Source organism: Rheinheimera sediminis, from assembly GCF_004005375.1.
Taxonomy (GTDB): Bacteria; Pseudomonadota; Gammaproteobacteria; order Enterobacterales; family Alteromonadaceae; genus Pararheinheimera.
In genome coordinates this window covers 111,331-126,451 of record NZ_RZUF01000007.1, presented here as the reverse complement: position 1 = coordinate 126,451, position 15,121 = coordinate 111,331, and the positions used below count along the sequence as shown (strand labels likewise).

The 15,121-nt window shown below is 45.2% G+C and carries 11 protein-coding genes and 1 tRNA gene; 2 read left to right on the top strand and 10 right to left on the bottom strand.

Annotated features, from left to right (window positions below; translation table 11 throughout):
• Positions 1–98: 98 nt before the first annotated feature.
• Positions 99–189, bottom strand: a tRNA-Ser gene (locus tag EMM73_RS06385).
• A gap of 233 nt (positions 190–422) precedes the next feature.
• On the opposite strand from EMM73_RS06385, the gene ansA reads away from it, so the two are divergent.
• Positions 423–1,436 (top strand): asparaginase, encoded by a 1,014-nt coding sequence (gene ansA / locus EMM73_RS06380; RefSeq protein ID WP_127685616.1) that lies wholly within the window; start codon positions 423–425, stop codon positions 1,434–1,436.
• Positions 1,437–1,499: 63 nt separating this feature from the next.
• Here the strand turns inward: ansA and EMM73_RS06375 are convergent, their stop codons facing one another.
• The 5 genes from EMM73_RS06375 to EMM73_RS06355 all read right to left on the bottom strand — a co-directional run bounded on the left by EMM73_RS06375 (position 1,500) and on the right by EMM73_RS06355 (position 7,720).
• Complete coding sequence (locus tag EMM73_RS06375) at positions 1,500–4,196, bottom strand: DUF349 domain-containing protein (RefSeq protein ID WP_127685615.1); 2,697 nt, start codon at positions 4,194–4,196, stop codon at positions 1,500–1,502.
• Positions 4,183–4,464 (bottom strand): YeaC family protein, encoded by a 282-nt coding sequence (locus EMM73_RS06370; RefSeq protein WP_127685614.1) that lies wholly within the window; start codon positions 4,462–4,464, stop codon positions 4,183–4,185. The genes EMM73_RS06375 and EMM73_RS06370 overlap by 14 nt, the downstream gene beginning before the upstream one ends.
• A gap of 1 nt (position 4,465) precedes the next feature.
• Positions 4,466–4,792 (bottom strand): hypothetical protein, encoded by a 327-nt coding sequence (locus EMM73_RS06365; protein WP_127685613.1) that lies wholly within the window; start codon positions 4,790–4,792, stop codon positions 4,466–4,468.
• Positions 4,793–4,889: 97 nt separating this feature from the next.
• Entirely contained in the window at positions 4,890–6,017 is a 1,128-nt protein-coding gene (locus EMM73_RS06360) for a M14 family metallopeptidase (RefSeq protein ID WP_127685612.1), read from the bottom strand.
• 251 nt (positions 6,018–6,268) lie between these two features.
• Positions 6,269–7,720 (bottom strand): glyceraldehyde-3-phosphate dehydrogenase, encoded by a 1,452-nt coding sequence (locus EMM73_RS06355; RefSeq protein WP_127685611.1) that lies wholly within the window; start codon positions 7,718–7,720, stop codon positions 6,269–6,271.
• Between the two features lie 165 nt (positions 7,721–7,885).
• Here EMM73_RS06355 and EMM73_RS06350 point away from each other — a divergent pair, with 165 nt between their 5' ends.
• Positions 7,886–8,692 (top strand): DUF2989 domain-containing protein, encoded by an 807-nt coding sequence (locus EMM73_RS06350; RefSeq protein WP_186435142.1) that lies wholly within the window; start codon positions 7,886–7,888, stop codon positions 8,690–8,692.
• Here EMM73_RS06350 and msrB read toward each other — a convergent pair.
• The 4 genes from msrB to glgB all read right to left on the bottom strand — a co-directional run bounded on the left by msrB (position 8,670) and on the right by glgB (position 15,012).
• On the bottom strand, positions 8,670–9,059 hold the full coding sequence (msrB, locus tag EMM73_RS06345) for a peptide-methionine (R)-S-oxide reductase MsrB (protein WP_127685609.1): 390 nt from the start codon (positions 9,057–9,059) through the stop codon (positions 8,670–8,672). The genes EMM73_RS06350 and msrB overlap by 23 nt on opposite strands.
• 109 nt (positions 9,060–9,168) lie before the next feature.
• Positions 9,169–10,698, bottom strand: coding sequence for an NADP-dependent phosphogluconate dehydrogenase (gene gndA, locus EMM73_RS06340; protein WP_127685608.1), 1,530 nt, complete (start codon positions 10,696–10,698; stop codon positions 9,169–9,171).
• Between the two features lie 89 nt (positions 10,699–10,787).
• Positions 10,788–12,839 (bottom strand): glycogen debranching protein GlgX, encoded by a 2,052-nt coding sequence (gene glgX / locus EMM73_RS06335; protein WP_127685607.1) that lies wholly within the window; start codon positions 12,837–12,839, stop codon positions 10,788–10,790.
• A gap of 1 nt (position 12,840) precedes the next feature.
• Complete coding sequence (glgB, locus tag EMM73_RS06330; RefSeq protein WP_127685606.1) at positions 12,841–15,012, bottom strand: 1,4-alpha-glucan branching protein GlgB; 2,172 nt, start codon at positions 15,010–15,012, stop codon at positions 12,841–12,843.
• Positions 15,013–15,121 lie beyond the last annotated feature (109 nt).

Here is a 15,121-nt window from a genome sequence, read left to right as displayed (position 1 = left end):
ACTAATACAAATTTGTTGGGGATATTATAGAAAAAGCTTACAAACCAATAAGATGGAAAAGTTGCAGATACAAAAAAACCACCTTAAGGTGGTTTTAGTGGCGGAGGGGGAGAGATTCGAACTCTCGGAAGGCTATTAACCTTCGCCGGTTTTCAAGACCGGTGCATTAAACCGCTCTGCCACCCCTCCGCGTTGGACGTCATATTAGGGGCCGCGCCTTTATTTGTAAAGTGCTTTTCTATCGCTTTTAATCCGTTTGCTCAGCTTTTGCGCAAAACGCTCACTTTTTGCAAACTTTCTCTGCTCTTTTATGCCATTCGGCAGGAAATAACTGTATCTGCAAAGATTAAGCAGAACAAAACCTGACAGCTCTGCCGCTGTTGATTACAATAGCCAGACAACAGATCAGGACCTTCTCTGTCATGAATAAAAAACGAATTTATGTCGCCTACACAGGCGGAACTATAGGTATGCAGCAATCGAGCAATGGTTTTGTCCCAGTGCCTGGCTTTTTGTCTGATACAGTGAAAAGCATGCCGGAGTTTTATCGAACAGAAATGCCGGAATTTGATATCCACGAATATCATCCTGTGATTGACTCCTCCGATATGACACCAGCGCATTGGCTGGAAATAGCCACTGACATTCAAAGTCACTATGCTGATTACGATGGCTTTGTTGTGCTGCATGGCACTGATACCATGGCTTACACCGCTTCGGCTTTGTCCTTTATGCTGGAAGATCTGGCTAAGCCTGTGATAGTGACAGGATCGCAAATTCCTCTGGCGCAATTGCGCTCTGACGGTCAGGTGAACTTATTAAATGCGCTGTATCTGGCGGCTTATTACCCTATAGCCGAAGTTGCGCTGTTTTTTAACAACAAGCTGTTTCGCGGCAACAGAGCCACCAAGGCTGATGCAGATGGTTTTGACGCTTTTGCTTCTCCGAACTTTTCCCCCCTGATTGAAGCAGGTATTCATATCAATTTAGTGGCAGGACATCTGGCCTCGACTGCTGTCACCAAAGCCCTTAAAGTTGCACAAATTACGCCTCAGCCCATAAGCGTTGTTACTTTATACCCGGGTATCAGTGCAGATGTGATCAGTAATATGGCCGCTGCACCTATCAAAGCCTTGATCATCAAGTCTTATGGTGTTGGCAATGCCCCACAACAAACTGAGCTGCTGGCAGCACTGACTGAAGCCTCGAAGCGCGGCACCATTATTGTCAACTGCACTCAATGCTTCAAAGGCAAAGTGAATATGGGCGGTTATGCCACAGGCAATGCGCTAAGAGAATGCGGTGTGATCAGTGGTTATGACATGACACTGGAAGCGACTTTAACAAAACTGCACTATTTACTCAGTCAACCCTTAAGCACAGAGCAAGTGCGGCTCTTTATGCAACAAAGTTTGCGTGGCGAGTTAACACTCTAATCAAATCATTGTTTACAGATCAAAAAAGCCAGCTTACGCTGGCTTTTTTGATCTGGACTTGGCTTAAGCAAACACCTGCCGTAAACGTTGCACCAAGACGAGCTCTTCAGTTTTAATAGCGCCAAAACTTAACCAGCGCTTTAGTAATGACTCCACTGTCAGACTCTGTCCTGAATTGTGCTTGTCAGATAACAACTGCAATTGCACCTGAGTTTTATCCGCAGCGACACAATCAGTACCACTGATAAGTTCAATAGCGGTCGTCAGTTGAGCTCTTGTAAGCTGCGATTCATTGCCTTTAGCGAAATCTTCTCTAAAACGTGCAGGTAGCGTCTCAGCAGTTACGGCCGGCTTTACCAGAGCATCAAATAGCTGCTGGTAAATCGCATTTACGCTGGATTGCTCTACCAAGTGCTGTTTTTGCTGGAGCTCTGCTAACAACTGCTGTTTTTGCTGAGCCAAGGCGGATTTAGATGGTAGCTGCAATGCATTTAAAACGCCCTGCACCGCATACAGTTCTGCAGCTGTACCCGCCAAAGCGGCTTGTCCCGCTATTAGGTTGTAGTCGTCCTGAGCCTGTTGTTGTTGCTCAGACCATTGCTGTTCTTGCTGTAATTTAGCTGCAGCTTTATTGGCAAAAATCTGATCACAGACCGAACGAAATTGCAACCATAGCTGCTGGTCCGTCTTACCGGCAAAACCAATTTGTTTCCAGTCTTGCTGAAGCTTTTTAGCTCCTGCAACTGCCTCGTCTATTGACTGCTCCAACAAAAGCTTGGCTTTGTCGACTAACTGTAGTTTTTCTGCAAGATTTTGCTCATGCTGGCTGCGAACTCTGGCCTTAAGTTGATCGACCAGCGCTTTAAACTCAGAAGACAATTCTTTATAAATTGCAGATTCAGTTGGGCCACTTTCACGCCAGTTTTTTTGCAACCTAGTCAGTTGACTATCAAAACCTTTATCCAGAGGCTGCTCCAATAAAGAAGCTAAATCCGCTAATATCTGCTGTTTAATCAGAGCATTTTGTTTACGTTGCTCATCCTGCGCTGCGAAATAATCGCGGCACGGCGCAAAGGCTTGCTCACAAGCAAGATTAAAAGCCAGATTCAGCTCCTGCTCCAGTGCTTCATCTGCACGCCCTAAAGTTTGCCAGGTAGCTCGGGCTAATTTAACTTGTTCAGCTCTTTGTGGTGGATCAACATCAGTCGCTGCAGCCAAAACCTGCATTTCGGAGACCAGCTGCTGTTTTCGGGGTGTCGCTATGTAGTTTTGTAACTCATTCAGTTGCTGCAATTGCTGCTGGGCGACTTGGTACTCTTTTGCCAACTGTTGCTGCTGAGTCTGAGGTAATTCTGCATAGTTTTGCTGGATACCTTTGAATAATCCAAACAACACTTTGTAGCGTCCGGCCTCATACAAACGACGGAATTCTGCCAGTTTAGAGCGAACAGACCTTAAGTTCTTGTCAGACTGTTCAGCAAAGTCCGTCATCACACTCAGCCATTGGGTTTGTAGCTGCTGCTGGGCCTGTGCAAGACTATCTGGCAACAATGCGCCTAAGATCTTGCGACCTCTGTTCCAATCTTGCTGCCACTGTTGGTAGTTGGCTTCGACCTGCTGAAATTGCACCAGATCGATAGGCAGAACAGCCGAAGACCAGTCAGCCAACAAACGAGTCAGTTTAAACAATTGTTCAGCCTGAGCTGGTAATTGCTGCAGTTGACGTTCGAAGGCATGAATAGTTTTTTGCAGGCTGGATTTAACTGCCGCAGTCTGCTCACTTTCTGAAACCATTTGTCCTATAGTACCCACCTTTGCAGCAAGAGTATCGGTTTCATCCAACCGTCCCTCAGACATCAGTTGTGATAACTCCTGCTGCAAGGCTTGAAGTTCTGTTTCAAACTGATGTTTCTGCTGCTTAAGCTCTGTTAACTTTTGTTGCTGTGCAAGCTGTTGTTGCTGCTCTTGGATCAAAGGTGCCCAGGCCGCTTCAGTGAGTAATTTAATTTTATTAAACTTTTGCACCAGTTCTGCAGCGTCATCCAATAAGCTGATATCCGATTGAGCAGCATCCCATTCTTGTTGGTATTGCTGCCACTTTTGCTGCATCTGCGCCAAATCACCGCGCTCACGTACAGAGTTTAACTTGGCTAACAACAAGTTGATGACTTTACGTACCTGCACAGGCTTGTCTTTCAACTGCTGTAATTCTTGCAAGCGCAGCTTTAACTCACTGGCCAAAGGTTCTGCCAATTGCTTGCTGAGTTTCTCAAGTTGCTTTTGCTCTGTGATCAAAACCAGCAACTGGCGCTTTTGCTCAAGCGTCAGTAGGTCTTCTTGCAGGTTCGCTATCACTAATTCAGTTTTTTTCAGTCGCATCACCAGCGAAAAGCGAAGATCGGCATCAACTTCACACAGAGCAAATTTTTCTAAAATACTGCTTCTGTGGCATTCCTCTATAAATTGGCGTTTCAAAGGCGCAGAAATACGGTTTTCCAGCACCATCTGAACTAACTGGTTTTCAGCGTACTGCTTTAAACGTTCAGCACTATCCTGTTTACTGGCCTGCCACCATAGAGAAAACTCATTGAGCTTTTCTAAAGCGGCACGACGCACAGCCTCATGGCCATCATTAAACGCGAGCTCATGCAGGATCTCTTTGTGCTGAGCATCCACATTTAAGCTGGCAATCGCTTGTTGCCTTACTGCTGCGTCCTTGTGTTGCCATTTAGGCGTAAACCAACGTTTAAAGATCATCATGCGCAAACCTTGCTATTGAAGAGTCCTGAGGGAATTGTTTTTTCATTTCAGCTTTGGATTTAACCACCATTTGACCATCAGCCCCTATGGTATAAGGTTCGGTGGATTTAAGAACGTAAGCCTGATAAGCCATCACCAATTGCTGGGTGTGAGACTTTTGCGTTTCTGACAAGACTACGCCATCAGCCCAGCGGCCTGTGGCAACAGTGTCTAGCAGGGACTGATAAGTTTCTGGTGACATTGCAAGAACTAGAGCTTTGAAATCCATATTAGTTTTTTCGCTTTAAGTAAATCAAACGAGCCCTGGCATAAATATACCAAAGGAAACCCAGCGCTATCATGCCTTTAGAAACAATAGCCTCATACCCATCCGGTTCCAGAGCCCAAAAATACAAAAAACAGAAGCCTGCCAAAAACAGTATCAATGCCAGCATGGACTGGTTTAACGCACCTTGCGTTTTCTTATCTCTGGCCTCTATAGCTAAATGATGTTTTCTTTCTGCTGACATGCCTGTCATATCCAATTGACAATGCTGACAGCTTTGGCTCTTGTCTGAAATCTTTTTAGCACAACGTGGGCAGGAAATAATTGCCATAGGAAAACCCTCTAAAAGTTATGGCGCACTATAAAGCAAAAGAACTAGTTTGCAAGCCAGCTTCAGCTGGCCTGCACCATGTAAAGATACGGAGGATTTAACCCAACTGATCAACCACAGCCAGCACAGCAACTAAGCTGTCCTGCCCCAGTTTCATCGACCGAACATCAGACCAGCCATAAGCCAAGTCCGGTAAATTAGCATTGTCTTTAAACGGCATTTCCAGTGTGTATGACAAGCATTTGAATTGTTCGGCAACCCAAGTGGATGCAATCGTCAGATTCGCCTTGCCTGGTTCGTCCAGTTCGTAGCCAAATTCAGTCTGAAATTCAGGAGTCACAAGCAACAAGGCATTTTTGAACACGCCCTCCAGTTGCTGCATTTTTGCACTGTACGAGGGCACACCTTCGGCGCCTGCAACAAAGTTGTATGGTAAGTTTTCATCACCGTGCACGTCCAGAAACAAGTCAACGCCAGTCTCCAACATCTGTTGTCGAACTAAATATACTTCTGGGCTTTGCTCCATGCTTGGCGTCTGCCATTCACGGTTTAAATTCACACCAGCAGCGTTGGTACGCAAATGCCCCCTGACGCTGCCATCAGGGTTCATATTTGGCACTATATAAAACACAGCTTTTTCTAACAAAGTACGGGAGACGCCATCCTCTTCGTCCAGCAGTCTGTCTAATAAGCCTTCAACAAACCATTCGGCCATCGATTCACCTGGGTGTTGGCGTGCTGTGATCCAGATTTTTTTCTTGCCGTCGGCAGGCTCTCCGACAACCAGCAGGCTCATATCACGGCCATCGAGAGTTTCGCCCAATTCAACAATTTGCGCTAAACCAGAACTTTGTGCTGAATGCAGTAAGTCCATATGACGTTCGTAACTGTAAGGCGCAAAATAAGCAAAATAGACTGATTCAGCTTCAGGATAATGAGTGATCACCAGCTCGTCGTTTACCAGTTGAGTTTCGACTCTGAACCAGTTTTCCCGGTCATAAGACGCAACGGCCTGATAACTCTTCCACCCATCCGGGTAGGCAGAATCTTTCGCATTAACTATACGGATGGTATGAGGTTCAGCACTTTGAGAATATAAACGGAAGTGGAACCATTGGTAGAAATCAGAGTTGTGATCTTTACGGATCGCCAGCTGAATATCGTTTGGATGTTCAGCTTTGATCACGTCAATATTACCGCTGTCAAAGTTACAGGTAATTTTCATAATATATCCACTTGGTTAGGCCACAGATGCTGCCTTTGGGCAGTCTTAACGGTCTGGCATGATAACACCATAGCTTTCGTACTTGAAGCCACAGCGTTCTTCACTCCTTGCATTTGTCTTACTGATTGAGCACTGCTGCTGAACAAAGCTATTTCGTTGCAATTCAATAGCATTTAGGCAGGTTAGGTATAGAGGGATCTGAAGCTGAAGCAGAACAGGCCGCCTTTAGGCGGCCTGTTCATAGAGGTTTTTTACTTGTGTACTGGTAAAGTGGGGTATTTAATTCCAGCCATTTCATTCATGACACGAATCACCTGAGTGCTGTAACCAAACTCGTTGTCGTACCACACGTAGAGCACACAGCGGTCGTCCTGGACAATGGTAGCCTGCGAATCAATCACACCGGCGTAACGTGAGCCTACTAAATCACTGGACACAATTTCAGTCGAACTGGTGAAATCAATCTGATCCTGCAGTTCTGAAAACAAAGCTACTTTTTGCAGATAATTGTTCAGCTCATCGCGGTTAGTTTCTTTATTCAGGTTTAACGATAAAATCGCCATAGATACGTTAGGCGTAGGCACCCGAATCGCATTACCTGTCAGCTTGCCTTTGAGTTCAGGCAACGCCTTAGCAACTGCACTGGCAGCACCAGTTGAAGTAATCACCATATTAAGCGGTGCAGCACGACCACGACGTTCAGCTTTGTGATAATTGTCGATCAAATTCTGATCGTTGGTATATGAATGAACAGTTTCAACGTGACCATTTTTAATCCCATATTCGTCATTCAAAGCTTTTAATACTGGCGTGATTGCATTGGTTGTGCAGCTGGCAGCAGACACAATTCGGTCTTCAGGCTGGATCATGTCGTGATTCACCCCATAAACCACGTTATGCACTTCACCTTTGGCTGGAGCTGTTAACAATACTTTGGCCGCGCCTTTGGATTTAAAGTGAATAGACAATTCTTTATCGTCTTTCCAAATCCCAGTGTTATCCACTACCAGCGCATCATGAATACCGTACTGGGTATAATCCACCAGTTCAGGTGAATCCGCATAAATTACTTTAATAAAGGTGCCATTGGCCTTAATACCAACATTTTCTTCATCTACTGTGATACTGCCATTAAATGGACCATGAATAGAATCGCGGCGTAACAGGCTTGCACGTTTCTCTAAATCGCCTTTACGTCCACCACGCACCACTATGGCGCGTAAGCGTAACTTGCTGCTGGGACCTGAACGCTCCAGCATCAGTCGAGCTAATAAACGACCTATACGGCCAAAACCATACAATACGACGTCTACAGGCTTAATTTGATCGCCGCGATGTAATATTTCAACAAGCTGATTATCCAGGTACTGCTGCAGTGTTTGGCCTTCCCCGGCATTTTTATACAAATAACTAAAAGCTAACTTACCAATATCGACGCGCCCCGGCGCAAGTTCCATTGTAGATATGGCCTCCAAAACTGGAAAACTTTCTCGTAGACGTAATTTCTGTTGCTCAAAGCGTTCTACAGTTTTGTGGGCTTTTATAATATCAATAGTGGTTGCATTGACCAGAGGACGGCCATAAACCACGACTTCAATACCTTTATTACGGTACAAACGACCGATAATAGGTTGCATGTTCTCAGCGTATTCCTGACGCTCCTGCCAGCTGCGTTGATATTGTTCTTCGTGTGATAGAGTCATGGTTTCGCCTTTTACGTCTTGTAGGTTCAGAGGTGTGCCTGTGGTCATCGCCACATTGAGGCAGGCGCATTGTAATTGAACATGTAATACTACGACAACAATTACAAAAAGATTTTTTCTTAATTCTTCGTTATGCTGGAGCCAGCGAGAATTGAAGAGACTTTTATGAAATATCTAGTGTTTGTCTTAAGTACCCTACTGCTGAGTGCATGCTCCGAAGGAGAGCTCACGTTACGCGCTGTCTGTGAGAAAGAATCCGGGCTCTGTTCTGACCTAAATGAAGACTCCCATTGTAATCTGCAACGCCGCGATTTAATTATGCAACGCTTTGAGGAAAAGCGTCTGCCATCTGACAAGAACAAATATCAGTTATTACTCGATTTTGAGAAGTACTCAAAGTGCATCGAACTAGCCGCAGGGATTGAACACATCAAGCTCAAAGAGAAAACCACAACCAGAGTGCTAGGCTACATGACTAGCCTGCGCGAAATGAAACGCTTGAGCGACGAGACTATCAGCTCAGATGATCCTCACCTGTTGTATTACCATTGGTCGCGAAACAAAAGTGACAGTCATCTACAACGTTTTTTAACTGCTGAACAAAACAATCAGTTAGAAACCCCAGAGCTACAAATGGCCTTGGTCAGTTATTACAGCAAAAAAGACAGAGACAAAAGTATACAGCTTTTACACAACGCACTGTCGCTCTATCCGCCAAACCCAGAAGTTGATCCGGAAATTTATGCGTCTTTGACCAGTATGTTTTATAAGAAAAAAGACTATGCAAGTTCCTACCATTGGGCTTTACTGGCGCAGCAAAGTGGTGCCTTTAATGTAGAGCTGCAGGAGTTAAAAATTTACCTGGAACAAGCCAAACTCGATCATGAAAAGATCAAGGAGACAGCTGAGCATACATTGTCTCAGCTGCAACTTGGACATTTTACTCCGCCTAAATTTCAACGTCTGGATTAAAGACTAAAGACACTGAATTCACACAATAACGTTGCCCGGTAGGTGCCGGGCCGTCCTCAAAGACATGCCCTAGATGCGCATCGCAACGCTGACATAAAATCTCTACCCGGCTCATACCATGCGACAAGTCTCGTTCGTATTTCACATGGCCCTCGATCGATTTGCTGAATGAGGGCCAGCCACAGCCTGAGTCAAATTTATCTGCGGAATCAAACAAAGGTTGCTGGCAACAGACACAGTGGTAACACCCTGTATCTTTGTTATGCAATAAAGTACCACTAAAAGGATATTCAGTGCCCTTTTGTCGTGTCACCCTGTACTGCTCTGCAGTTAACTGTTGGCGCCACTCTTGCTCAGTTTTATTCATCAACTACTCCGGTTCAAAGTACAGATCGCCGCGTTGTGGCTGCTCTGCCACAGCTTTTAGCTAACAGCTATACTCAGATACGTAAAAAGCTCCTTCCGGAGCTTTTTATTTACTTTATTTTTTGCATCGGCCTGTCGTTATGACTCCAGTCCACATGGAAAGTTTTACCTTTGGCTTTATCAGTGCGCTCAAAGGTATGAGCGCCAAAGTAATCCCGTTGTCCTTGCAGCAGATTGGCAGGTAATACTGCGGTACGATAGGAGTCGTAATAACTTAATGCAGAACTTAACGCAGAGACTGGAATGCCCGTCATTGCCGCTTCGGCGACAGCTCGGCGCCAGTTCATCTGATTAACAGAGATCTGTTTTGCAAAAAACGGGTCCAGCAATAAATTCTGTAAATCGTCATTGCGCTCGTAAGCATCGGTAATAGACTGTAAAAACACTGCGCGGATAATACAGCCAGCCCGCCAGATCTTAGCAATTTCGGCAAAATTAAGCTGCCAACCATGTTCTGCAGCAGCTGTTTTCATTAAATCAAAACCTTGTGCATATACACAGATCTTGGCGCAGTAGAGCGCGTCATGCAGCTGTTTAATCATCAGCTCAGCGCTTTGACTGGTGCAATGCTCACGTACTGGTCCTGCCAGTAAAGTGGAAGCAAGCACACGTTGATCTTTTAAAGTCGATATTGAGCGGGCAAATACAGCTTCACTAATGGTAGGTGCCGGGCAACCTAATTCAAGACTACTTACAGCGGTCCACAGACCAGTACCTTTCTGACCTGCTTTGTCGAGAATGACATCCACCAGAGGTAAGCCAGTTTCAGAGTCTTTTGTCGCCAGTACTTCGGCACTGATTTCCATCAGGTAGCTATTCAAAATGCCCTGATTCCACTCTTTAAACACTGCTGACACTTGTTCTGCACTCATGCCCAGCGCATCTCGCATCACCTGGTAGACTTCACAAATCAGCTGCATGTCAGCGTATTCAATGCCGTTATGTACCATCTTAACGTAATGCCCTGAGCCACCCGGCCCTATATAGGTGGCACAAGCTTCGCCTTCAGTGACAGGATTGCCTGGTTCATGGCGCTCAAGCGGACGACCTGTTGCAGGATCTACTTTAGCGGCGATAGCTCGCCAGATGGGTTCAATCCGAGTCCAGGCGTACGGATCACCACTTGGCATCAGAGAAGGACCAAAACGGGCACCGACTTCGCCACCTGAAACTGCTGTGCTGAAGAAAATAAATTTACCTTCGTAATGTTTTTCACGACGCACTGTATCAGTCCACAGACTGTTGCCCGTATCGACAATGATATCGTCCGCCTGAATACCTGCATCAATGAGTTTTAAACAGACATCATCCACAGCTTTGCCTGCTGGCACAGATAAAATAACTAAGTGAGGAGAAGATAAACGCGACAGCAGTTCGGTATAAGAACTGCAGCTGATCACCCTGGCCGGTTTATCGCCTCTTTCGGCCTTGTCCTGGGCTATAACAGCTTCCAGTTTTTTATGGTCTAAATCAAAAGCGGCAACCCGATAACCGTGATCAGCCAGATTCAAAATGAGGTTTTTCCCCATCACACCTGCGCCGACGAACCCTATATCACATAATACGGATGTCTCAGACATTTGATTTTCCTTCTAAAATCCGGCACTGCAAAAGTGGCCGCGATTATACTGGAAAACTATGAATAAAGAAAAAGCCCGACAGAAAAAACTCAAGTCCAGATGGATAAAGATCGCTCGCTCTGGACATAATGGGTGCTGGCTGCTGCTTTTTCCAGCGATTCGCCCGTTTCAAATCGAGTATCAAGTACTAACTGCCAGTTCTTTTTCGGCAACTCCACCTGCAGTGGCGTATTGCCCGCATTCATGATCACCAGCATAGACTGATGGTCTTTTAAATGTTCTATCACAAAAACACAGTTCGTTTTATAGGGATCTGTCCAATCTTCGTCTTGTTTTATGCTGCCATCAGCCAGATACCAACTGACCTGGTGCTTATCACCATGCAGCTGATAATGGTCATCTAATAAAGACAATTGCCGCAAACAACTAAATGTTTGTCGTAAATGGATCATTTTTTGAACGAACACTAGAAACTGAGTCGCCTGATAATCCAGCTGCCACTGTAACCAACTAAGTTCGTTATCCTGACAATAGGCATTATTATTGCCTTGCTGAGTATGACTTAGCTCGTCTCCCCCTAACCAATGAACTATGCCCTGACTTAGCATCAGGCTCGCCACTAAGTTACGCTTATGCTGAAAGCGCTTTTGCAATATGTCAGTATCACTGCTTGGACCTTCGATACCATAGTTCAAGCTTAAATTATGGCCATGACCGTCCCGATTTTGCTCCGCATTGAGCCAGTTGTGCTTCTCCTGATAACAGACTTGGTCCTGGAGTGTAAATCCATCGTGATAACTGATGTAATTGACGCTACAACATGCGGGTTTGTGGTGTTTTTGAAAAATGTCACGTGATCCCAACAGCCGGGTAGCAAACTGTGGTAACTGAGCAGGGTCTTGTCGCCAAAAGGAACGAAAGCTGTCCCGGCATTTATCGTTCAATTCAGACCAATGCGCTGGAAATTGTCCCAACTGATAGCCAAAAGGCCCTAAATCCCAAGGTTCTGCAATCAGTTTCAACTGGCTCAATACCGGATCCTGCGCTATGACCTGTAAAAAGGTCGCATAGGAATCAAATCTTTTATGTTCACGGGCTAAAGTGACCGCCAAATCAAAGCGAAAGCCATCCACCTGCATTTCAGTTGCCCAATAGCGCAGCGCATCAAGCACCAGACGTTGGGTTGCAGGATGGGCTACATTCAGCGTATTTCCACAACCGCTGTAATTACAGTTTTGCTGATAGTCGGTAATGTCGGCATGATTTTCAAACAGGTAATAATGCCTATTGGCTAAGCCTCTGAAACTTAGTCGGTAATCCTCTGCCTCTGCGGTATGGTTAAACACTACATCCAGAATCACCTCTATACCATGTTGGTGATAGGTTCGTACTAACTCCTTGAACTCGGTAACCGCATCATCCACCTGATAACGGGCATCAGGTGCGAAAAAGTTGATAGGGTTGTAGCCCCAATAATTTGTCAACTTTAGCTTTTCTAAACGAGGTTCAGTCATAAAACTGGCCACAGGTAGCAGTTGCACTGTTGTGATCCCAAGGCTTTTTAAGTGGTGGATCACAGCTGGATGACACATGCCTGGGTATTTACCCCTAAGCTCTTCTGGTACCTCTGGGTGTAACTTGGTCAGTCCTTTGACATGGGCTTCATAGATAATAGTTTTTTCGCGAGGAATACCTGGTTTTTTACTGTTTTGCCAGTCAAACACTGTTGATGTCAGTACGCCTTTGGGGACCATATAATGGCTGTGGGCCTGATACAGACGTTCATTCCAAACCAGGGCGCGATTGAGTTGTTTGGCATAAGGGTCTATTAATAAACGATTACGATCAAATACCAGACCTGAACTAGCATGACAAACGCCCGCTGCCCTAACACCATATAAAGTGCCCTCTTCAATACCCTCAACACATAGATGCCAGATATCGCCGGTACGAGCAAAAAACTCAATTTCGGCTAAAGGTTCTTCGGTGTCCGGACAAAATAAACACAACCAAAGTGCGGATGCATCAGGCGCATAGACTGAGAAATTCCAGCCATATGTTGAGACCTGACTAGGGCCTGACGGATAAGCAGAACCTACACTGCTTACCCACTCAGAATGTTGAGTTGCTAGGGTCGTCATTTTATTTTTTTCTCAGGTACAGAGTAGATAAAGGCGGTAAATCCAGCTGAACCCCATAATTTAAACCAAAAGCAGCCGCTGGATAGGCGTGCAGATAGTCGCCAACAGGATAATTACTACCCCAATAATATTCACTGTCCGTATTAAGAATAACTTCGTACTCACCTGGTTCTGCCACAGACAACAGGAAGGCACTGCGTGGAACTGGGGTAAAGTTACTGACTACATACACAGCCTGGCCTTGTTGATCCACCCGGTAAAAACTCAAAGTGCTGTGCTCAGCATCCTGGTAATTAATCCAACGAAAGCCTTGAGGGTCATGATCCAACTGATGCAATGGAGTGCAGTTTTTATAGGTTATATTTAAGTCACGAAACAACTGTTGCACACCTTTGTGCTTTTCATAAGACAACAAAAACCACGGCAATTGCTGGTTATGGTCCCACTCAGAACCTTGTCCAAACTCATTGCCCATAAAATTCAGTTTCTTACCGGGATGAGCGAACATAAAAGCATAATACGCCCTCAGGTTAGCGGCTTGTTGCCACTCATCTCCTGGCATCTTATTAATAATACTGCCTTTTCCATGAACTACTTCATCATGGGACAAAGGCAATATAAAGTTTTCGTTAAAGGCATACACCATGGAAAAGGTTAGATCATTATGGTGAAACTTGCGATAAGCCGGATCCTTGCTGATATAGCGTAAGCTGTCATTCATCCAGCCCATATTCCATTTGAAACCAAAACCTAAACCGCCCAAATCTACCGGTCGGGTCACTCCATTAAAAGAGGTCGACTCTTCAGCAATCATCATGGCTTTAGGGTGCTGGCTGTAGATCTCCGTATTCAACCAGCGAAGTAAACTAATGGCCTCATAATTATGGTTACCACCATCAATATTTGGCACCCACTCACCTTCACGGCGTGAGTAATCCAGGTACAGCATAGAAGCAACCGCATCAACCCTCAAAGCGTCAATATGGAAATAATCTAACCAGAACAGCGCGCTGGCGACTAAAAATTGCCTTACAGGGTCTTTGCCATAATCATAAATGCAAGAATTCCAATCAGGATGCCAACCACGGCGTGGATCCTCGTATTCGTATAAATGACTGCCATCAAAACGAGCCAGACCATGCGCGTCTTCAGGGAAATGTGCCGGAACCCAATCTAAAATCACACCCAGCCCTGCCTGATGGCAAGCGTCAACAAAAGCTTTGAAGTGATCAGGTGTACCAAAACGAGAGGTCACTGCAAACAACCCTAAGGGCTGATAGCCCCAGGAACCAGAATAAGGATGTTCCATCACAGGTAGTAACTCAATATGGGTGTATCCCATATCCAGTACATAAGGTATCAGCTCAAGTGCCAGCTCAGTGTAGGTCAGAGGTTCGCCATGTTGATTGTGTTTCCACGAACCTGGATGAAGTTCATAAATACTCATGGGCTGATGATAAGGATCAAACACCCGATCCTGCCATTGCTGGTCCTGCCACTGATACACACTGTGATCAAACACTAAAGAAGCATGAGATGGGTACTGCTCAGCAGCAAAAGCCAAAGGATCTGCTTTATGAGGCAGTAAATTCCCGAACGCATCTTTAATTTCAAACTTATAACGCACACCGGGCCCGATTTCAGGCATCACCAGCACCCAATGGCCACATTCAGTGCGTTGCATTGGGTGGCGTCGTCCATCCCACTGGTTCATGTCACCAATCAGGCTCACGCTGGAAGCATTTGGCGCAAACACAGCAAAGCGGGTCGCCTTAAGCTGCTTTTTGCCCAAATCCAGTTCTATCAACTGTGCACCCAGTTGTTTGTATAGATTCTCTGGCTTGCTGTTGACAAAATGCACAGCGTAATAGGCTTCGTCCTGAAATTGGTAGGGATCAATTAAGGTATAAAAATGGTGATGAGGTGTTTCTATCTGAAAGAAATAAAAGCTGGCTTTACGTTTAGCAGGAAGTTCTAATTCGAATAATCCATGTAAAGCGGGTTTTACCGCCATCAAGCCTAGTGATTTTCGACTAACAAAATCAAACACTTCGACCTTAGCAGCATCAGGCAAGTATGCTCTTATCATTAAACCTTTTGCTGTTCCCTTCTGCCAGGACAACACAGAGAAGGGCGAAGAACAACTGGCAGAGGCTAACTGAGTTACGGACATGAACTATCCTTTTGATTTGTTTAACGTCTTGGTTTGTAAGATAACAAATTACACTAAAACTGCCATGGGGATATGGCAGTTTTATAGCCGAAATATTTGAAACTATAGC